This window comes from Microtetraspora glauca (assembly GCF_040656155.1).
GTDB lineage: Bacteria > Actinomycetota > Actinomycetes > Streptosporangiales > Streptosporangiaceae > Microtetraspora > Microtetraspora glauca.
This window is the reverse complement of sequence record NZ_JBFALK010000002.1, coordinates 624268-644426: the sequence shown is the minus strand read 5'-3', so window position 1 is coordinate 644426 and position 20159 is coordinate 624268. Positions and strand designations below refer to the sequence as shown.

Annotated in this window: 17 protein-coding genes; 8 read left to right on the top strand and 9 right to left on the bottom strand. The window is 70.8% G+C overall.

The window, feature by feature from the left end:
• Nucleotides 1-9: 9 nt before the first annotated feature.
• From AB0I59_RS06045 to AB0I59_RS06015, 7 genes are all read right to left on the bottom strand, one after another.
• Nucleotides 10-1176, bottom strand: a complete 1167-nt coding sequence (locus AB0I59_RS06045; RefSeq protein ID WP_358130530.1) for a fumarylacetoacetate hydrolase family protein — start codon at nt 1174-1176, stop codon at nt 10-12.
• Between the two features lie 66 nt (nt 1177-1242).
• Nucleotides 1243-1692, bottom strand: a complete 450-nt coding sequence (locus AB0I59_RS06040; RefSeq protein WP_061261248.1) for a VOC family protein — start codon at nt 1690-1692, stop codon at nt 1243-1245.
• Complete coding sequence (locus tag AB0I59_RS06035) at nt 1693-2142, bottom strand: cytidine/deoxycytidylate deaminase family protein (RefSeq protein WP_061261249.1); 450 nt, start codon at nt 2140-2142, stop codon at nt 1693-1695.
• 7 nt (nt 2143-2149) lie between these two features.
• On the bottom strand, nt 2150-3070 hold the full coding sequence (locus tag AB0I59_RS06030) for an ABC transporter permease (protein ID WP_358130526.1): 921 nt from the start codon (nt 3068-3070) through the stop codon (nt 2150-2152).
• Between the two features lie 3 nt (nt 3071-3073).
• Complete coding sequence (locus AB0I59_RS06025; protein WP_358130523.1) at nt 3074-4192, bottom strand: ABC transporter permease; 1119 nt, start codon at nt 4190-4192, stop codon at nt 3074-3076.
• Nucleotides 4189-5742: an ABC transporter ATP-binding protein gene (locus AB0I59_RS06020; RefSeq protein WP_061261252.1), complete on the bottom strand. Its 1554-nt coding sequence runs from the start codon at nt 5740-5742 to the stop codon at nt 4189-4191. The genes AB0I59_RS06025 and AB0I59_RS06020 overlap by 4 nt, the downstream gene beginning before the upstream one ends.
• Nucleotides 5739-6788 carry a BMP family lipoprotein gene (locus AB0I59_RS06015; protein ID WP_082777622.1) on the bottom strand — a complete coding sequence of 350 codons (1050 nt, stop codon included), beginning with the start codon at nt 6786-6788 and terminating at the stop codon, nt 5739-5741. Before AB0I59_RS06015 ends, AB0I59_RS06020 begins: the two co-directional genes overlap by 4 nt.
• A gap of 186 nt (nt 6789-6974) precedes the next feature.
• Here AB0I59_RS06015 and AB0I59_RS06010 point away from each other — a divergent pair, with 186 nt between their 5' ends.
• Genes AB0I59_RS06010 through AB0I59_RS05995 form a run of 4 tightly spaced genes read left to right on the top strand, consistent with a single transcriptional unit; the run spans nt 6975 to nt 11173 of the window.
• Nucleotides 6975-7931 carry a C-terminal binding protein gene (locus AB0I59_RS06010; RefSeq protein WP_061261254.1) on the top strand — a complete coding sequence of 319 codons (957 nt, stop codon included), beginning with the start codon at nt 6975-6977 and terminating at the stop codon, nt 7929-7931.
• Nucleotides 7932-7972: 41 nt separating this feature from the next.
• Nucleotides 7973-8755, top strand: coding sequence for a FadR/GntR family transcriptional regulator (locus AB0I59_RS06005; RefSeq protein ID WP_358130519.1), 783 nt, complete (start codon nt 7973-7975; stop codon nt 8753-8755).
• Complete coding sequence (locus tag AB0I59_RS06000; RefSeq protein ID WP_358130516.1) at nt 8752-9567, top strand: SDR family oxidoreductase; 816 nt, start codon at nt 8752-8754, stop codon at nt 9565-9567. The genes AB0I59_RS06005 and AB0I59_RS06000 overlap by 4 nt, the downstream gene beginning before the upstream one ends.
• Before the next feature lie 34 nt (nt 9568-9601).
• Entirely contained in the window at nt 9602-11173 is a 1572-nt protein-coding gene (locus AB0I59_RS05995; protein ID WP_358130514.1) for an aldehyde dehydrogenase (NADP(+)), read from the top strand.
• A 4-nt stretch (nt 11174-11177) separates the two neighbouring features.
• On the opposite strand, the gene AB0I59_RS05990 is transcribed toward AB0I59_RS05995, so the two are convergent.
• On the bottom strand, nt 11178-12317 hold the full coding sequence (locus AB0I59_RS05990) for a magnesium and cobalt transport protein CorA (RefSeq protein WP_358130511.1): 1140 nt from the start codon (nt 12315-12317) through the stop codon (nt 11178-11180).
• A gap of 160 nt (nt 12318-12477) precedes the next feature.
• Between AB0I59_RS05990 and AB0I59_RS05985 the strand changes: the two genes are divergently transcribed.
• The 4 genes from AB0I59_RS05985 to AB0I59_RS05970 are packed head-to-tail and all read left to right on the top strand — an operon-like array spanning nt 12478 to nt 18697.
• Nucleotides 12478-13161 carry a M50 family metallopeptidase gene (locus AB0I59_RS05985; RefSeq protein ID WP_082777625.1) on the top strand — a complete coding sequence of 228 codons (684 nt, stop codon included), beginning with the start codon at nt 12478-12480 and terminating at the stop codon, nt 13159-13161.
• A 59-nt stretch (nt 13162-13220) separates the two neighbouring features.
• Complete coding sequence (locus AB0I59_RS05980) at nt 13221-14474, top strand: hypothetical protein (RefSeq protein ID WP_358130508.1); 1254 nt, start codon at nt 13221-13223, stop codon at nt 14472-14474.
• Nucleotides 14467-15738 (top strand): hypothetical protein, encoded by a 1272-nt coding sequence (locus AB0I59_RS05975; RefSeq protein ID WP_358130505.1) that lies wholly within the window; start codon nt 14467-14469, stop codon nt 15736-15738. The genes AB0I59_RS05980 and AB0I59_RS05975 overlap by 8 nt, the downstream gene beginning before the upstream one ends.
• 34 nt (nt 15739-15772) lie before the next feature.
• Nucleotides 15773-18697: a coiled-coil domain-containing protein gene (locus tag AB0I59_RS05970; RefSeq protein WP_358130502.1), complete on the top strand. Its 2925-nt coding sequence runs from the start codon at nt 15773-15775 to the stop codon at nt 18695-18697.
• A 22-nt stretch (nt 18698-18719) separates the two neighbouring features.
• On the opposite strand, the gene AB0I59_RS05965 is transcribed toward AB0I59_RS05970, so the two are convergent.
• On the bottom strand, nt 18720-20153 hold the full coding sequence (locus tag AB0I59_RS05965; protein WP_061261261.1) for an APC family permease: 1434 nt from the start codon (nt 20151-20153) through the stop codon (nt 18720-18722).
• Between the last annotated feature and the right edge of the window lie 6 nt (nt 20154-20159).

The following is a 20159-nucleotide window of genomic DNA, read 5'->3' as shown; positions in this document are numbered from 1 at the left end:
CCTGGCCGGCTAGACGAGTCCCCGAGCGCGCAGGCTCTTCACCAGAGCCCAGATCCCGGCTTCCCAGCGAGGGGCGGACTCGGCATGATCCACCGTGTTCACCAGCACCCCCAGCCGAGGGGTGGCGATGCGCACGACGTCGCCGAGCAGGTGCGTGAATCCCGCGCCCGGAGCGAACCGGTCCTGAGTCGGCGCGAACAGCGTTCCGGTGAACAGAACGAATCCGTCCGGATACTGGTGGTGGTCTCCGTAGGCGTGATGGATCAGCTCGACGGGGTCGCGGCTGATGTTCTTCATAGAGCTGGCCCCGTCCAGGACGAAGCCGTCCTCTCCGGTCACCGTGAGGGTCACGTCGAGGTCGCGGACGTCGTCCATGCCGAACGCGTCGTCGAACAGCCGCACGAACGGGCCGATGGCGCAGGAAGCGTTGTTGTCCTTCGCCTCGGTGAGCAGCAGGGCGCTGCGCCCCTCGAAGTCGCGGAGGTTCACGTCGTTGCCGAGCGTCGCGCCCACCGGTGTGCCGTCCGAGCGCACCGCCAGGACGACCTCCGGTTCCGGGTTGTTCCAGGAGGACCGGCTCAGCACACCGATCGACTGGCCGGTACCCACCGAGGACAGCACGGGCGCCTTCGTGAAGATCTCCGGGTCGGGCCCGATGCCGACCTCCAGGTACTGCGACCAGAGGCCTTCTCGCAGCAGGACCTCCTTCACCTGCACGGCGCTCTCCGTGCCGGGCTTGACCGCGGAAATCGCACCGCCGACGACCTCGGCGAGTTGCTCCCGGATCGCGACCGCCCGTGACGCGTCACCCTTCGCCCGCTCTTCGATCACGCGCTCGATCATGCTCTCGACGAACGTCACCCCAGCGGCCTTGATCACCTGCAGGTCGATCGGTGACAGCAGCCTGGGAACCGAGCGGTCCCTCTCGTCGGCGAACGCGGCGGCCAACTGCTCCAATGACCACCGGCGCCGCCCCGCCCGAGCCGAGGCGACCGCGTCGTGCAGGTCCTCTCGCTCGAACAGGGTCGAGACGGTGGGCTCGACGTCGGTGATCTCGACCACCTCCGTGCCGTCGACCACCACCACGCAGGGCCCCTGCGACTCGGGGTCGAAAACGCGGCCCACCAGAGTGGCCGACTCCGCGTCTCTGGGCAGAATCTCCTCAACGGAAATCATCAGCTCACATCTCTTGTCCGGTCCATGTCCACCGCCCCGACTGCTACGCGAGACGGCGTCGTCGCACTAGCTGTTCGATTCGGGGACGCCGTCGTGCGCGTCCACCCCGCCTGGCTCGCCACCGTCGTACCAGGCGAAGAACTCCCAGAACTCGCCGCACGGGCCCGCGAAGTAGACGCACCTCGCGTTCCAGGGGTAGTCCATCGGCGGCCGATAGAACTCGACACCGCGAGCCAGCAGGCGTTCGTACATCTCGTCGATGGCAGCCGGTGACCCAAGCTTCACGGCGACCATGACGCCGTGGCCTTCCGGCTCGGTCCGCTGCGCGGGAACCCCCGTGGTCTCGCGGATCCTCTCGGCGTCCCACAGGGCGAGGATGGGGCCCGGCCCCTCGAAATCCGCGAACCCGGGCATCCGGTGCGCGAGGCGGTAGCCGAGTTTCTCCGTGTAGAAGGCGATCGCCTTCTCCATGTCGCGGGTGACCAGGCAGATGTCAGTGACGATCGGATTCGGCATCTACGCCCTCTCGCTCTTGGGGGTCTCAACAGACCAGTCGTTCTCATGTGGAAACATCCAGGGGTTCGGCATGAGATCCATGGCGCGGACCTTCCGGACCTGGCCCCGGAGGTCGACGATGACGTCCGCCTCGCGGCCGTAGGTGCCCAGGAGCTCGCGGCACACCCCGCACGGATTCGTCACCACGACGCGGCCGCTGTCGTCCTTGCACACCGCGACCACGCCCCTGATGGTGGAGTCCCCGGCCATTTCGGCGTTCGCGATCGCGGAAGACTCCGCGCAGACGTTGATGCGACGCGATCCCACGTGCAGGCCCAGGTAGACCGCACCGGAGTCGGTGACCACCGCGGCGGCGACCTGATGGCGCACGGGGTGGTGCGCTCGCTCCAGCAACCGCCTGGCCTGGTCGAACAGCTCGACGTCCGTCGTGGACAGTTCTCTGCTCTCCATATCCACCTCAACTCTCCATCGCCGGGGTGGCGATACGCGCCGCGCCGTCCCGGGAGGTTCGGGCGAGCACGACGAGGCCCACCAACGCGACGACGTACGGGATCATCTGGGCGAACTGCGGTGGCATGATCTCCTCGTTGATCTGCACCGCGACCGATGACGACAGGCCGAAGCCGAGCGACATCAGAGCGAGCAGCAGCACGCGCCCGCGGCTGAAGATCACCGCGGCGAGTGCGACGAACCCGAGACCGCTGGTCATGCCCTCGGTGAACATGGACAACTGGCCCATGCTGAGCTGCATGCCGGCGAGGGCGCACAGGCCGAAGCACCACGCCTGGGCCAGGATGCGCACGCGCGTCACGTTCCCGCCGGCCGTCGCGAGCGCCGCCGGATGTTCCCCGGCGGCCTTCATGTGCCGTACCAGCACGGTGTGCCGCGCCGCCAGGAGCGTCAGCACGACCAGCACCCAGCTCAGATAGGTGAGGACCGTGTGGCCGGAAAGGACGCCGCCGACGATCGGGATGTCGTTCACGACCGGGATCGTGATCTTCCCGATGGTCGGGATCCGGTCATCGCTGAGCGTTCCCTTCACCCCGAACAGGGAGCGCAGGAGATATACGGTCGCGCCGGAGCCGAACACGTTGAGCACGATGCCGGCGACGAACACGTTCACCCGGAGCACCGTGATCACGTAGCCGAACAACGCGCCGGCGACCATGCCCAGCAGCACGGTGAGCAGCACGGCCGCGAGCCCTGACCCGGTCGTCAGACCCATGACCACCCCGAAGAACGCCCCGAAGAGCATCGCGCCCTCAAGACCGACGTTCAGATCTTTCGTCCAGCTCGTCGCCAGGCAGCCCAGAGCCGCCAGCAAGATCGGGGTCGTGAACCGGATCCCGGACGCGAGGAACGCGTCAAGCCATTCCATCCGTCAACGTCCCTTCGTGCGCAGGAAGCGGTGCCGAAACGCCGCGAACTGGCCGAACACGCCCGCGCGGGCGGCCGCGGCGATGATGATCGCGGAGATGAGGATCAGGGACAGTTCCGAGGGCACGGTAGAAACCTGCTCGACGCCCCGGGCGGCCGCTCGCATGACGCAGTAGATGGTGACCCAGACAAGGGTCGCCACCGGACGGGCCCGGCCGATCAGCGCGACGAGCACCGCGTCCCAGCCGATCCCGGAACCGATCTCGGTCCAGAACCGGCCCTGTGAGGCGGTGACGAGCACCGCCCCGGCGATGCCGCACAGAGCGCCGCTGGCGACCATCGAGGCGCTCCGAGAGCCCTTCACGTCGATGCCCGCCGCGTCCGCGAAGGCCGGGCTCTCGCCGGTCATCCGCCAGCGGTATCCGATGACGGACTTCTCGCTCAGCCACCAGCCCAGCGCGCACAGGGCGACCACGAGGAACACCACTCCGGTCAGGCCGGTACGGGGGAGGATCTCGGCGAACCTCGCCGTGTCCACGACCTCGCGCGTCGTCCCGCTCTGCCGGCTGGGATCGCGCAGCGGCCCCGTCGCCAGGTAGGCGCAGAAGAGGATGACGATGTAGTTCGACAGCAGCGTGGAGAGCACCTCGTCGACGCCCCAGGCGGCGCGGAGCCAGCCGAGCGCGCCCGCGAGACCTGCTCCGGCGGCGGCGGCCGCGAGGATGCACAGCGCGAGATGCGCCCCCGTGAACATCGGCCCGAGATAGGCGCCGGCCAGGGCGGACGCCATCGCTCCCGCGTAGATCTGGCCCTCGGCGCCGATGTTGAACATGCCGGAACGGAAGGCGATCGCCACACCGATGGCCGCCACGTACAGCGGGAGCCCCCACGCGATCGTGCGGGCGATGCTGGTGGGGTCCCCGACGGCGTACTGGACGCCGGCGGCGAGCGTGCTGAACGGTTCGAACCCCTGCATCTGGATCAGCAGGACGGCCATCGCCAGGCCGACGATCAGTGTGAAACCCGCGGACGCCAACCGCGTCGTCGCCCGGCCCGGGACCCGCGCGCCGGACCGCCGCAGGATGCCGCGCCTGCCCGGACCCGCGGTCGTGGATGTGCTCACGCCGCCGTCTCCGTCACTTTCGCGCCCATCATGTGCATGCCCAGTTGCTCCCGACTCGTCTCGCTGGTGCGCGCCTCTGCCGCCACCCGGCCTCGGTACATGACGAGCACCCGGTCCGAGAGGCGCAGAATCTCGTCCAGGTCCGCCGAGATGAGAAGGACCGCGCACCCGCGGGCGGTCGCCTCCGCTATCCGGCCGTACAGGAAGTCGATCGCCCCGAGGTCCACGCCCCGGGTGGGCTGGGCGAGGATGAGGCAGCTCGGGTTCTCCTCCAGCTCGCGCGCGATCACGATCTTCTGCTGGTTGCCGCCCGAGAGGGTGCTGCACCGGGCGTCGTAGCCGGGCGTCTTGATCGAGTACCTCTCGATGAGCTCGCTGCCCCACGCCCTCATCGCCTTCGGGAAGGCACGGCCCCACGATCGCCACGACCGCCGCGACCGCAGGCGGCCCGCGGACAGTCCTTCGAGCACCGATCCATTGATCGGGATGCCCTCCAGGTGCCGGTCCTCGGGAACGTACGACAACCCCAGCGTGCGCCGATCCGCCACACCGAGCCCGGTGATCTCCCGGCCGCCCAGGTTCACCGTCCCGGCCGTGAGCGGCACCGTGCCGATGAGCGCTTCGGCGAGCACCGACTGGCCGTTGCCCTCGACGCCGGCGATGCCGACGATCTCGCCGGAGCGGACGGTGAACGACACACCGTCGAGCGCCGCATCGTGTCGGTGTTTGGCCGTCGAGATGCCCTCCGCTCGCAGCACCACGTCGGCGACCGCGGCGTCGCGGTGCACGCGGCCGAGGTTCACGTCGCCGCGGCCCGTCATCGCGGCCACGACCTGCTTCGGATCCGTGGCCGCCGTGGCCGAGGTGCTCACGGTGCGCCCGTCGCGCAGCACGGTGATGCGGTCGGCCACGGCGAACACTTCGCGGAGCTTGTGCGAGATGAAGATGATCGACGATCCGTCGTCCGCCAGCTTGCGGAGCAGGACGAACAGCTCGTCGGTCTCCTGCGGGGTGAGGACCGCGGTCGGTTCGTCCAGGATGATGATCCGGGCACCCCGGTAGAGCACCTTCGTGATCTCGATCTTCTGCTGCGTCGCGACGTTCAGCGTGCCGGTGATCGTGTTCGGCGCGAGATCGACGCCCAGCCGGGACATGGGTTTCCTGATGGCCTCGTCGGCCGCCTTCCGGTCGAACAGTCCCGCGCGCCCCGGCTCCGCTCCCAGAGTGATGTTCTCCGCCACGGTGAAGGTCGGCACCAGCATGAAGTGCTGATGGACCATGCCGATGCCGTATCTGATCGAGTCCGAGGGCTTCCTGAACTCGACCTGCTCGCCGTCCACGTGAATCGTGCCCGCGTCCGGCTGGTACATCCCGTACAGCACGCGCATCAGCGTCGTCTTGCCTGCGCCGTTCTCGCCGACCAGGGCGTGGATCTCGCCCGGTTCGAGGTCGAACGTCACATCCTCGTTGGCGGTGATCGGCCCGAAGGTCTTGGTGATGCCGGCGAGCTTCAGGAGTGGCCGGCCGGCATTCGTCAGCGGCTCACTCACGCGATCTTCAGTTCCCCGCTGACGAGTTTCCGCTCGATCGCCTGCAGGCTGTCTCGCTGTTCCTGTGTGAGCAACGTGTTGTCGTAGATCATCGACCAACCGCCTTCGGCGAAGCCGTAGCTGGACTTGGTACCGTGCGTGAGCTCGCCGGCCTTGAAGCTGTCCGTGCTCCGCAGGATGACGGCGTCGACGCCCATCTCCAGGCTCCCGGGCGTCTTGCCGCGGGCGAGGTTGCTCTTGTCCGTGACGACGCCGATCGGCGCGAGGTCCTCGCCGGACTTGGCGGCGTCGAACGCCCCGGCACCGGACAGTCCGGCGTACGGGAACACCGCGTACGTGCCCTGCTTCGCCAGGGCGATCGCGACCTCACGGCCCTTGGCGGGGTCGACGAAGGAGCCGACGTACTGCGCCGCCACCTTCATGTCCGGCACCACCTGGTGGACGCCCTGCTCGTAGCCGGACTGGCAGTTCTTGATCACAGGAGCGTTCACGCCGCCGATGAACCCGGCGGCGTCCTTGCCCTTCGCGGTGTTCACCGTGGCGGCGAGCGCACCGGCCATGAAGCAGCCCTCGGCGGTGCGGAACTGAGCCGACACGACGTCCGGGCCGTCTACGGCGCCGTCGATGAAGACGAAGGTGGTCTTCGGGTTCTCCTTGGCCACCTTCACCAGGGCGTCGATCGCCTCGAAGCCGAGAACGAACACGAGGTCGTTGGCATCCGCCGCGTCCTGCAGCATCGGCGCGAAGTTCTGGGCCTGCAGCTGACCCTCGTACGTCTTGACGACGGCGCCCTTGTCCTTCTTCAGCGGCTCCTCCGCCTTCGCGGCCTGGTCGAAGAAGTCGCCGTCACCGAAGGCGTTGTCCACGAAGATGCCCACACGGAGCTGCCCGCTCTGCGCGCCGGCCGTCGCGGGCGCCTTGCCCCCGCAGGCGGCCAGGCCCATGCCGATCAGGGTGAGACCGGCGATGGCGGCCAGCCGTAGCGGTCTCCTGGAGCCGTGCACGCTCCCGGAAGAAGCGAATGGCGGTAGTCCGATGGTGTTCATGGGGTTCCTCTCGACTGTGCGAGCTTGCCGCTGGCCCCCCTAGCCCCGCGTGGCTCATGTGGCACTTGCGGAGGAACATAGCAATCATCATATGATGCGATCAAGAGCCTTCCGGATAGATTTTCGGCGGCCCGAAACCCATGCCTGGCAGTACCCCCAGGCCCAGGAACCTGAGTAGGGCGAACGGTGAACAAGAAGGTCGTAGTCACTGATCACGCATTTCGTGATGTCTCGTTCGAAGAGCGAGCCGCGTGGGCCAACGGCGCCGGCTTCGCGTGCTTCTCCTGCACCGGGGAGGCGGAGACGGCCGCCGCCGTCGACGGCGCCGACGTCGTCTTGGTCAACTTCGCGCCGATCACGCACAAGGTGCTCTCACGCATGCGACCGGGCGCCACCGTCATCCGCTACGGCATCGGCTACGACAACGTGGACATCGACGCCGCGCGAGAACTCGGCGTCCGGGTCGCCAATGTGCCCGACTACGGCGTCGAGACGGTCGCCGACCACGCCGCCGCCGGCCTGCTGGCCCTGGCCAGGCGCATCCCTGTCTACAACCACCGCATCCGCGGCGAAGGCTGGGTGCTTCCCGGAGACGTCGGCCCGATCCGGGGCTTCCGATCCATGGTGGTCGGCCTCGTCGGCCTGGGCAGGATCGCCCAGGCCCTGCACACCCGCCTGGTGCCGTTCGGCTTCGAATTCATCGCCTACGACCCGTTCTGCCGGTCCGAAACCTTCGAACGGCTGGGCATCGAGAGCGTGGACCTGGTCGAGCTGGCCCGGCGATCCCACGCCATCAGCCTGCACGCGCCGAGCACCCGCGAGACGTTCCGGATGATCAACGGTGACTTCTTCGCCGAGCTGCAGCCGGGCGCTGTCCTGGTCAACACCGCGCGGGGCCCCCTCATCGACGAAGCGGCTCTGGCCACGGCCATATCCGAGGGCCGCCTCGCGGCGGTCGTCCTCGATGTGACCGACCCCGAGCCGCTGCCCCTGGAGTCACCACTGCGTGACGTACCCGAGATCATTTTCACCCCGCACGCCGCCTTCTATGACGAAGACTCCCTCCGTAGGCTCCAAGAACTCGCAAGCGATGAAGCTGGGCGTGCGCTGCGCGACGAGCCGCTCCGATGCCAGATCATCTAGATCGACGAGAGATGTCACACACGAAGACGGAGGGCTCCGCGATGTCGACCGACCGAAGGACTGCCGACGCCACCGGGCCGAGGCGCCCGGCCGTACGGACCAAACGTCACCGCCTGTCAGAGGACGTCGCCGACGCGATCAAGGACCGGCTCATCGCGGACGGGCTCAAGCCCGGTGACCGCCTCCCCACCGAACCGGAACTCGTCGAGCACTATGACGTCAGCCGGACCGTCATCCGGGAGGCGAGCCGCATCCTCGTCGAGAGGGGCCTGGTCGACATCCGCCCCGGCCGGGGCATGGTCGTCGCCGACTTCGACGGCACGAGCATGTCGCGTCAGTACGAGCTCATGCTGGAGCTGATGCAGGGCAGCTTCCGGCACCTGATGGAGATGCGACTGGTCCTCGAGATCGGCATGACCGAGTACGCCGCCGCGCGGCACACGCCCGCGGATGCCCGGCGGATCCGCATGGCGATCGAATCCTTCGCCGCCTCGGGCGACAGCCATGAGGCCGCGCTCGAATCGGACCTGGAGTTCCACACCGCCATCGCATTCGCGTCGCACAACCCGTTCTTCATCCACATCGTCAACCCCGTCAACGACTACCTGCGCAAGGCCTACCAGCCCAGCCTCGGCTACCAGGCGGCCCGCGGCCAGACTCTCGCGGAGCACACGGCCATCGCCGAGGCGATCTTCGAGAGAGACGCGAAGAAGGCCGGCCGTCTCGCCCGGCGGCACCTGATCCGGATCCTCGAGACCAGCAGCGAACTCGTGCCCGACGTCGAAGACGCACGAGGTACTTCCACCGACCCGGGAGAGCAATGAGCACGCACGACGACGCCGGCGAGCTGGACAAGATCGACACGATCGCCGTCGCCCCATCCGACTTCGGCCTTGCCGGCAAGCACGTCCTCGTCACCGGCGGTGGGCGGGGTCTCGGCCAGGGCATAGCGGTTTCGGCCGCACTCGCGGGAGCGCGGGTCACGATCATGGCGCGCTCCACGGATCAGCTCGACGAGACGGTCCGCATCATCGAGAAGTTCGACGGCGACTGCGGCGCCCACCCCGCGGACCTCTCCGACATCGAGGCCATCCCCCGGCATGTCGCGGCCATCGGCGAACGCCGGCCCATTGACGGCGTGGTGCACGCCGCCGGAGTCCAGGTGCGCAAGGACGCCGTCGACGTCTCCATCGCGGACTGGCGCTTCGTGCAGACCATGAACGTCGAGGCGCCGTTCTTCCTCAGCACCGCCATCGCGCGAGCGCAGCAGGCGGACGGCCGCCCGGGATCGCACGTCTTCGTCGGCTCGCTCAACAGCACGCTCGGACTGCCCCGGATCGCCCCCTACGCGGCGTCCAAGACCGCGCTGCTCGGGATCGCCCGCGTCCTGTCCACGGAATGGTCCCGGACGGGCATCCGGGCGAACGTCATCGGCCCCGGCTACTTCCACACGAAGCTCACCGAGGACCTGCTGAGCCGGCGCGAGAACCAGGAGCGCATCCTCGGCCGCATCCCGATGGGCCGGCTCGGGACGCCGGCCGACCTCGGCGGCACCGCCGTGTTCCTCCTGTCGGATGCGTCGCGATACCTCACCGGCCAGCTGATCAACGTTGACGGCGGCTGGCTCGCCTCCTGACGCGCTCGCCACCGAACCACGAGGAGTGACACACATGACGATCACCGGCGCGTCCATCATCGCGGGCGAGCACATCTCTGGCGGTAACGGAACCACCGAGGCCACCAACCCGGCCACCGGGGAAAGCCTCCCGCCGCGGTTCACCTTCGTCACGTCGGCGGAGCTGAACCTCGCCGCGACCGCCGCCGAGGCCGCCTTCGACCTCTACCGGCGGACCGCTCCGGAGGAGCGCGCCGCGTTCCTGGAACTGATCGCCGCCAACCTCGACGAGTGCAAGTCCGAGATCGTGACGCGCGCCCACCTGGAGACCGGACTGCCCATGGGGCGCCTCGAAGGTGAGCACGGCCGCACCACCGGCCAGTTGCGGCTCTTCGCGCGGGAACTGCGGCTCGGCGCGCACCAGGAGGTGCGGATCGACGAGGCCCAGCCGGAGCGCCCGTCCGGGCCCGCTCCCGATCTGCGTCAGCGACAGGTCCCCCTCGGCCCCGTCGCCGTTTTCGGTGCGAGCAACTTCCCGCTGGCGTTCTCGACAGCGGGCGGTGACACGGCCTCCGCGCTGGCCGCGGGCTGTCCCGTCATCGTGAAGGCGCACAACTCGCACGCCGGCACCGCCGAACTCGCCGGACAGGCCATAGCCCAGGCGGTTCGTGACAGCGGGCTGCCCGGCGGCGTCTTCTCGCTCATCTTCGGGCCCGGGGCGACCATCGGGCAGGAGCTGGCCGCCCATCCGTCCATCAAGGCCATCGCCTTCACCGGATCGCAGGCGGCGGGGACCGCGCTGATGCGGACCGCGGCCGGTCGGCCGGAGCCGGTTCCCGTCTACGCCGAGATGTCCAGCATCAACCCGGTGATCGTCCTCCCCGGTGCCCTCGCCGCCGATTCAGAGGCGGTCGCGTCCGGTTTCACGGCGTCTCTCACCCTCGGCTCCGGGCAGTTCTGCACCAACCCGGGGCTGGTGTTCGTGCCCAAGGACAGTGAGCGGTTCACCGGCATCGTCGCGGACTCGCTATCCCGGGCTGTCGGTCAGACCATGCTCTCCTCGGGCATCCGCCAGGCGTACACGGACGGGCTCGGGCGGCTGGAGCGCGGCGGCGCCGAGCTCGTCGCCACAGGTGCCGACGGCCCCACCGAGAACGCTCCGGCACCCGCGCTCTACCTCACCACGTCGGCGCACCTGCGCGCGACACCAGATCTCCAGGACGAGGTCTTCGGCGCCGCGGCGCTGCTCGTGGTCTACGACGACCTGAACGACCTCAAGACCACCCTCGAGGCGCTTCACGGACAGCTGACCATCACCGTCCACGCGACCGAGACGGACCACGAGCAGGTGCGCGCGATCCTGCCCATCCTGGAACGCAAGGCCGGGCGGCTCATCGTGAACGGCTGGCCGACCGGTGTAGAGGTCAATCACTCGGTGGTGCACGGCGGGCCTTTCCCCGCCACATCCGACGCCCGGACCACCTCCGTCGGGACACTCGCCATCCACCGGTTCCAGCGCCCGGTCAGCTATCAGGGCTTCCCTGACGGTCTGTTGCCCGAACCGGTCCGCGACGACAACCCCTGGCGCCTGCCGCGCCGCGTCAACGGTGAACCGCGGTTGCCGTAGACCCCTACAGCCAGTCGCGGCGCTTGAAGACCAGGTAGAGGGTGCCGCAGACCAGGGCCATGAGGCTCACCGCGAACGGATAGCCGAACACCCAGTGCAGCTCCGGCATGTGGTCGAAGTTCATGCCGTAGATCGTGCCGACCAGCGTGGGCGCGAACAGGATCGCCGCCCACGCGGAGATCTTCTTCACCTCGTCGCCCTGGGCGATGCTGGCCGCGGTGAGCTTGGTCATCTCCTCGTTCTGGGCCTGGCTGACCAGGGTCGAGTTGACGATGAGGATGTCCTGGAGCATCTGCCGGAACCCGGCGACGCGCTCGGTGACCGTGATGACGTGGTCGGCGACGTCGCGCAGGTAACGCTGGAGCTCCTCGTCCACGCCGTACTTGGGGGCGCCGGCGATGAAGCCGTCGAGCATGGCGACCAGCGGCGTGGTCGCCCGCTGGAACTCGATCACCTCGCGGGACAGCGCGTAGATGCGCCGGGGCGCCGCCGGGTCGCCGCCGAAGACCTGCACCTCGATCTCGTCGATGTCGTTCTGCAGCCCCGCGACGACGGGCGCGTAGCCGTCCACCACCGCGTCGAGGATCGCGTACAGCACGGCCTGCGGCCCCTGCCTGAGCAGGTCGGGGTCGGACTCCATCCGGGCGCGCACCTTCGACAGGTCGGGCGCCTCGCTGTGCCGTACGGTGAGGACGAATCCGGGGCCGACGAAGACGTGCAGCTCGCCGAAGGCGACCTTCTCCGCCTTGTCGAGGTACTGCGCGGCGCGGAGCACGACGAAGAGCGTGTCGTCGTAGCGGTCCGCCTTCGGCCGCTGGTGGGCGACGATGGCGTCCTCGATCGCGAGGGTGTGCAGCCCGAACTCCTCCGCGGCGGCGGTCAGCTCCTCCTCGCCCGGACGGTAGAGCCCTATCCAGGCCATCGCTCCGGGCCTGGACCGCAGCGAGGCGATCGCGTCGGCCAGCGACACCGGCGAGTCGACCCGCTTGCCGTCGACGTAGACGGCGTTGTCGACCACGCTGCCCCGCGCCGGCCACTCCGCGGTGGCGATCTCTCCCGAACGCGGATCCATGGAGTGCTCGGGGGCGGGCTCCCGCTTCGCCCGGACCAGTCCCCGCAAACCACGCATTCGACGCTCAGCCACACATAGACCGTAGAACCTTTTCACAGCGCCCCGCCCCGGATCGCCCGCGCCCGGATCGCGCTTACGCCGCGTGGATCTCCCTGGCTTTACGCTGTCTCCCGGAGGTGGCCCCCTGAAAGCACTCTGGAACCAGCTGATCGCGACGCAGGACGCACCGCCGATGTGGCTGATCGCCCTCGCCGGGTTCGCGGCGCTCGCCGTCGTCTCCTATCCCCCCTCATGGCATGTGTCGCGCGGCCTGATCACCATCGCGCACGAGGGCGGGCACGCGCTCGCGGCCGTGCTGACCAGGCGCAGGCTCCATGGCATCCGGCTGCACTCCGACACCTCGGGAGTGACGCTGACCAGGGGCAACCCGCGCGGCCTCGGCATGATCGTCACGGCGGGCGCCGGTTACGTCGCCCCGTCGCTGCTGGGGTTCGGCGCGGCCTGGCTCACCGCGGCCGGATACATCACGCTCCTGCTCTGGGGCGTGCTCGCGCTGCTCGCCTGCATGCTCCTGATGATCAGGAACGCGTTCGGGGTGATCTCGCTGCTCGCCACGGGCGGGGCCGTCTTCGCGGTCTCGTGGTTCACCGAGCCGAAGGTCCAGGCGGTCGTCGCGTACGCCGCGGTCTGGTTCCTCCTGCTGGGCGGCGTGCGGCCGATCGTCGAGCTGCAGCGCAAACGGCGGCGGGGGCGTGCGCCCGACTCCGACGCCGACCAACTGGCCAGGCTGACCCGGATCCCGGGCACGTTCTGGGTCGCGCTCTTCCTGCTCGTGTCCGTCGCCGCGCTGGCGGCCGGAGGCTGGCTGCTCGTCGATCTCCCCGCCGTCCTGCCCGCGGCCTTCGGCTCCGGTTGAACCCCCGACCGGGCGGATCATGGCCGGGATTGTCGCCAGCAAGCCGTACGGTATAGCGCGTGCCTCAGCAGACCTCACGGGAGAGACCACCCGCCTCGCCGCGCGACCAGCGGGCGTTGCCCGAGACGCTGGACGCCGCGCTCACCGACGAGGCCGTGCTCGCGACATACCGGCGGATGTTCGCCGCGCTCGCCCGCGACAGCGGCGCCGTCGTGGACGACCCCGCGCTGGTCGACATCGCCGAGACGCTGTTCGACGCGTTCGCCGAGGCCGGTGAGGAGTGGCTCACGCACGAGCAGATGCGGTACGCCTGCCGCGCCCACCCCACCGACCGGTTCGAGAACCGGCTGCGCGTGCTGAGAGGTCTCGGCGCGATCCGCGAGGTCTTCCCCAAGCCCAACCAGCTCCGATACCGGGCGTCGTTCACCAGCGTCGTGGGGCTGATGTTCATCCGGCGGATGATGGACGACGGCGGCCAGTCCGAGATGCACCGGCTGCTCGCCCTCGAGGATCTCAACGTCGCCGACCCGCGCACCACCATGGAGGAGGCCCGCCAGTCGGCGGGGAACCTGGCCCGCGCCTTCCGGCTGTGGGCCCTCGAACTGATCACCCTGACCAACGGGACGATCGAGGAGCTGCGCGAGCAGGCGCCCAAGCTCTGGGGCACCGAGGAGATCGCGCGGCGCGCGCAGAGCCTGCACGGCACGATCCTGCGCCGGTGGCCCGCCCTCGACCGCACCTGCACCGAGCTGCGTGCCGCGATCTACGCCTACAGCGACGCCTCGCGCCGCGCTGCCGGGCGGCTCGCCGACTCCGCGGGGACGACCCGCAACCTGACGCTGCTGCCCGCCGAGACGTGGCGCACCTTCGCCCAGACCGCGCCGAAGGAGCGGCTGGCGGCCGTGCTCGACGGGTTCGTGTTCGACGCGCCCGCGCCGTGGCACGACCCCGCCGCCATCGCCACGGCGGTGGACGAGGCCCCGCGCCCGGCTCCGGTCAGGCCCGCTCCCCCGCGCTCGCCGCTTCCGGACTCCGGCCCGGTGGAGTCGGCGGGCGACGGCGTGGCCGGCCTCGACCGGCTCGCCGCGGTGGCGGAGTCCGCGCTCGCCGGCCGTACTGCGGTGCCGCTGGAGGAGGTGCTGACCGGCGACTGGGCCTCCATGCGCCGCGTGCTCGCCGACCTGGCGTCCGCGGACCTGCGCCCGGAGCTGCCCTACCGGCTGCGCTGGTCCGACGGCCTACGCGCCGATCCCGCCGGCCATCCGAGCTGGTCGTCCGACGGCACGCTCGAAAGGGTGACGACCGATGGCTGAGCCCGAGCCCACCGCCGCGCCGGAACACGCGCGGGCCCGCGCGCACGGGCCGCTCGCGCTGCGGCTCGCCGAGCCCGCGCCTCCCGGCTTCCTACGGCTCTCCCACGGCGACGAGACCGTGGTCGCGCTGCCCGCCTGGCCGGACGGCGCGACCCCGTCGGTCCTCGACGAGTACGGCGTGGCCCCCGTCCCGGTGGAACGCTCCGGAGAGACGCGGCGCGTGCTCGCGGCGTGCCTGCGGGTGTGCTGGACGGACCTGTCCGCCGAGCCGTGGCCCGGCATGCCCGCCGAGATCTCCGACGTGCTGGGCTGCTATCGCGCACTGACCGGGCGGGGCGACGACATGACGCGCAGCTGGGCGCTGGGCGCGCTGCGCCGTCTGGCCGACACCGGCTGGATCCTCAGGTCCGGCGACGTCGTACGGCTCGGCCCGCGGTGCGCCACCTGGCCGCAGGAGTCGCACGCCGTCCTGCGCGAGCTGGTGCGCCGCCTGCCCGGCCCGCACCCTGCGGACGGCCGTCCGGACGGCCACCCGGACGGCCCGGCGGGCGCCCCGGCGACGCTTCCCCTGGAGGAGTCCGGGCCGGGCGAGCCGGCGGGCGGCCGGCCACCCGGCGCCGCGCGCGACGAGACGAGCCCGGATCTCGACGGGCTGCTCTCCGCCTACGACGAGCGCCGCCGCGCCGAGCTCGTGGCGGCCTTCATGGCGGTCGAGCACGCGGCCGAGCCGGTCCACGAGGCGAGGTTCGCCGCCCTGCGGGATCCGGCGCTGCGCCGTACGCTCGCGGAGATGCTGGCGCGGCGCGGCCGGACCCTGATCCAGCGCCGCGACACGTGGACCTCCGGTTACGACGACACCGTGGCCGCCCGGCTCACGGGCGGGCCCGGCGGGAAGGCCGGGCCGGCGGAGGGCGAGCGTGCGGTCCTCACGCTGGTGCTGGTCCACTCGGTCGCCATTCCCCGGGCCGACGGGCTGCTGCCGGAGGACACCTGGCTCTCGCCGTACCCCGTGGCGGTGGAGGAGCTGCGCCGCCGCACCCTGCTGCCGATCGGTGAGCTGGAGTCGGCGCTGCGGGCGCTGCGCCAGGCGGGCCTGCTGACCCAGGTCAAAGCCGTCTCGGAGGAGGCGCCCGGCGGGTACGTGCCCGGCCCGCAGTTCCACCGGCTCACGGCGGCGGCCCGCCGCCGCCTCCAGGAGGAGCTGATCCTGGCGGCCGGACCGCAGACGCCGCTCGCCGCCGCGATCAGAGCGCGGCGGGCGTGACGGGGAAACACGAGCGAGGAAAGGAAGCAGCGGCTTGACGCAGACCGAGAACGTCGTCGGAGACCGGGTGCTGGTCGCCGTGCAGGCGATCAACATCTCCCGGCTGTCGACGCATCCGGTGCCGACCGTGCCGGGGACGCTGATCGTGGTCGCGGGTGCGGGTCCGAAGGACTCCAACGGCGCGGGCAAGTCGTCGTTCATCGCGGCGATCACCGCGCTGCTCGGCGACGAGCAGTGGCGGTTCGCGTCCGGGGCGAAGGCCGTCTCCGAGCTGCTGTTCAACGCCGAGCTGGCCGCGCACGGCGACCAGCAGTGGGCCAGCGCCGACCACGGCTACATCATCGGCGTGTTCGACGTGCCGTCGGCCGGCCTGCCGATGACGGTGTGGCTGCGGGTCAACCGCGAGGCGCCCTACCTGGAGATCAGGTGGACCGAGGGCGTGCGCCTGGCCGCTGGCGCGTCGGAGGCCGACCGGGTCACCCGGTCCGACGAGGTGTGGGCCCAGCTCCCGCGCAGCGCCGGCCGCCGTGACGTCGTGGCCCGCGACCTCACCCGGGTTCTGTACGGCGACCGCGTCCGGTGCGTCTCGTTCCTGTCCACGTCGGTCCGGAGCAAGGTCGCCACGAACCTGCTCTCCCAGCCGCTCAACGAGATCTCCCCCGAGCGGATCTTCGAGGCGATCGCGGCGCTCACCGGCCTCGACGCCGAGCTCGACCAGGAGCGGGAGGCCAGGCGCGACGAGCACGCCAAGCGGGTCAGGGCGGCGGAGGCGTCCGACCGGCTGCGCGAGTTCGAGTCCGAGTCCGAGTCGCTGCTCGCCGCCTTCGACCGGCGCGACCAGGCGCGCGTCCAGCTCGCGAGCGCGCTGCGCTGCTGGCGCGGCCGGTTGGCCCGGCGGTTCGCGGACGCCGCGGATCGGGACGAGCGGCTCGACGCCGAGCTCGCCGTCAGCCGGGACGCCGCCGAGGCGGCGTCGGACGCCATCGCCGCGCTGCGCGAGGAGATCGCCGCGCTGAAGGACGACTCGCTCGACCGGGCTCTGGCCTCGGCGCGGCGCGAGCTGGCCCAGATCCAGGCACGGGCGGCCAAGCTGGAGACCGACCGGGCGGTGGCCCAGAGCACGGCCGACGGGCTCAGGTCCCAGATGCCCGCGCTGGAGGAGTCGCGGCGGCAGGCCGACGGGCGGGACGTCGCCGCCGCCGAACGGGAGACGGCCGCGGCGCGGCGCCGGGTCGACGAGGCGCTCAAGGCGCTGGGCGTCGCCGACCGCGAGGCCGAGACGGCGCGGGCGGCTCTCGACGACGCGGAGAACGGACCCGCGGCCGCGCAGCTCGCCGCACTGGCCGGGCGCGGCGTCGCCGCCGCCAGCCTGCTCGACGCGATCGACGCCGCCGAGCAGGCGCGGGACGCGTCCACCGACGGCCCCGCGGCCGGGCTTCTCGCGAGCAGGTCATGGCCGCACGAGCACGCCGTGATCGTGGACGGCGCCGACCTGGCCGCCGCGGCCCACGCTCTGGCCGAGCTGCCCGGTTCCGTGCTGGTCAGCTCCACGGGCGTCACGGTCGTCGGCGCCTTCGAGAGCGCGGTGACCGGGCGTGAGGCCCGCGTCAAGGCCGCCGAGCAGCGGCTGCATCGGGCCCGTGACGCCCAGGACCGGGCCGCCGCCGCGGTACGGCAGGCGGAGGCCGAGATGGACGAGGCCGCCCGGAGGGCCGAGGGCGCCCGGGCGGCGGTGCGCCTGGACGACGTCCGCGACCGCCTTTCGACGCAGCGGGAGCTGCTGGCCGGGCTGCACGCCGCGGCCGGTGAGCTCGCCCCCACGCTCGACGCCGCCGAGGAGAGCGTGAGCGCCCTCGACTTCAGGGCGCGCACCCGCGACATGGAGATCGAGCGGTTGGAGGGCCGCCGGGCGCGGTTCGAGGCGGATCGCGCCCGGGCCCGGGAGCAGGCCGACCGGACGGCCGCCGAGCGGCGGGCGCTCGACATCGAGGGGCTGACCGCGGAGTGGGGCGGCCCGGTCGAGGAGGCGCGCGACTGGCTCGCGGCGGAGGAGTCGCTGACCGCCGACGAGTGGTGGCGCGGCGCCGAGCGGCATCTCGACGCGGCCCTGCGCGGCGGCTTCGGCGACTCCGCGGAGACGGGCGACGAGATGCCCGAGGAGCTGGCCTTCCTGGTCAAGGAGCGGCGCGGCGGCCGGACCGCCGAGGAGCTGGCCACGTTCCCGGCGGTGTGCGCCGCACTCGGTTCGTATCTCCGGGGCCAGGAGGAGTACGAACGGCACCGTCGCCGGCAGATCGAGACCCAGCTCTCCTCGCGCAGGCGTGACCTGGAGACGGCGACCCGCGGAGCGGAGGACGCGGCCCAGTCCACCGCCGTGCACCGTGCGGCGCTCACCGAGGCGATCAGGGCCCGCCTGGCCCGGGTCGCCGAGGAGTTCGAGAAGCTCGACGTGGGTTACGGCGGCTACGGCGCGACGTTGGACTTCCCCGTGCCCGCCGCCCCCGCCGATCCCGAGCAGCGCTGGTCGTGGCGGGTGGTGCCCAAGTGGCGGCGGGGCGACGGTCAGGGGTTCGTGCCCTACAACCGGCGGGCCAACACGGCGCTCATGGACGAGAAGGCGGTCAAGCTCGTCTGCGCCGCCGCGATCGCCTCCTCCGGCGGGGGCCACCTGACGCTGGTCCTCGACGAGCTCGGCCGCAACCTCGGCAAGGAGCACCGCAGGGAGGCCGTCGCGCTGTTCCGCAGGATCGGCGAGATGCACGGCATCACGGTCATCGGCGCCCTGCAGGACGACATGGAGCCCTACGCCATCGACGCCTGCGGCCAGTACGTGAAGCTGCGCCGCTCGTCGGACGCCATGCCGTACAACGAGCCGCCGATCATCGTGGGGCACGACCGGCACGCCGAGCGGGTGCGCATGCTCGCGGACTGGGTCACCCGCCCGCGAGCCGCGTCGTAGCCACGTCGCCGGAACGAGGCCGTCAGGCCATTTCCGCGAAGTCGGTCTCGGTGGTGCCGATCGTCTGCGCCACCGAGGGCCTGACCGTCTTGAGATAGCCGTACCACCCGAGCGCCACGGCGAACGTGACCAGGAACGCGCAGATCACGAAGTTCAGCGGCCAGGCGGGCCACGGCACGACGTTGACGTAGAAGACGTAGGCCATGCCGACCACCGAGACCACCACGCACGGCCAGATGAACGGGACCCTCACGCCCTCGCGGCGCAGGAAGATCGGCGCGGCGAGCGCCACGACGGCGTAGGCCACCATGTAGCCGAACGTGCCGTACGTGTCGACGAACACGACGATGTCCATGCCGTCCACGTCCAGGACGTAGAGGAACGCGGTCAGCAGCACCGCGAGCGGCGCGACCGCCAGGATCGCCCGGTGCGGGGTCTGCTGGGTGCGGTGCGTACGGCCGAGCGAGGCGGGCAGCACGCCCTCCTTGCCCATCACGAAGACGATGCGGCCGATCACGTTGATGGGCGCGACCACGACGGCGAAGAACGACGCGGTGATGCCGAGGCTGAGCACCGGGCGGAACCAGCCGGGCATGCCGACGGCCACCGCCAGCTCGTCCAGCGGGTTGCCGCTCGCGCCGAGGTCGCCCAGCGCGCGGTATCCCGTGACCTGGGTGTACGCGGCGAAGATGTAGAGGAGGCCGACGCCGGCCGCGCTCCACATGATGGCCCTGGGGATCGCCTTGAACGGGTTGCGGGCCTCACGGCCGAGCGCGTCGGAGCTGGAGAAGCCGACGAACCCGAGGATGGCCAGCACCATGCCGACCGCGATGCCGTGCGGCGTCGCGCCGCTGAGCGAGAACTGGTCGGCGTCGAATACGGGGCCGCCACCGGCGACCAGCACGATCACCAGCATGATCGTGATGATCGCGATCGAGATAACCTCGAGGATCAGCGAGATCCGCGCGGACATCCGGATGCCCCACACGGTGAACAGCGTGGCGAGCCCGCCGATCACCACCGCGAGGAGGACGTTCCACGCGGTGTTCTCGATCGTCAGCCCGATGGAGGACAGGAAGGCGTTGAAGTGGTAGACGGCGCCGCCCAGGGAGCCGGAGGCGATGCCGAAACAGCCGATGACCAGCGTGATGCCGGTGACGTACGCGCCGAGCGGGCCGAGACCCTGGGCGGCGTAGTTGTAGAGGGAGCCGGCCGAGGCGCGGCGCTTGGCGAACTGGGAGATGCAGTAGCCCACCGCGAGGATCACGATCGTGGCGAGCGCGAACGACAGCCATGTGGCGTTCCCCGCGCTGGCGAAGATGCCGGCCACGGAGAAGGCGATGACGGCGCTGGGGGCGATGTTGGCGATGGCCTGGGCGACGACCTCGCCACCCGACATCGCCCCTCTGCGGAGTCCCTGGTCGGATGTCGAGGTGGGGACGCTGGTCTGGGTCATGGGGGA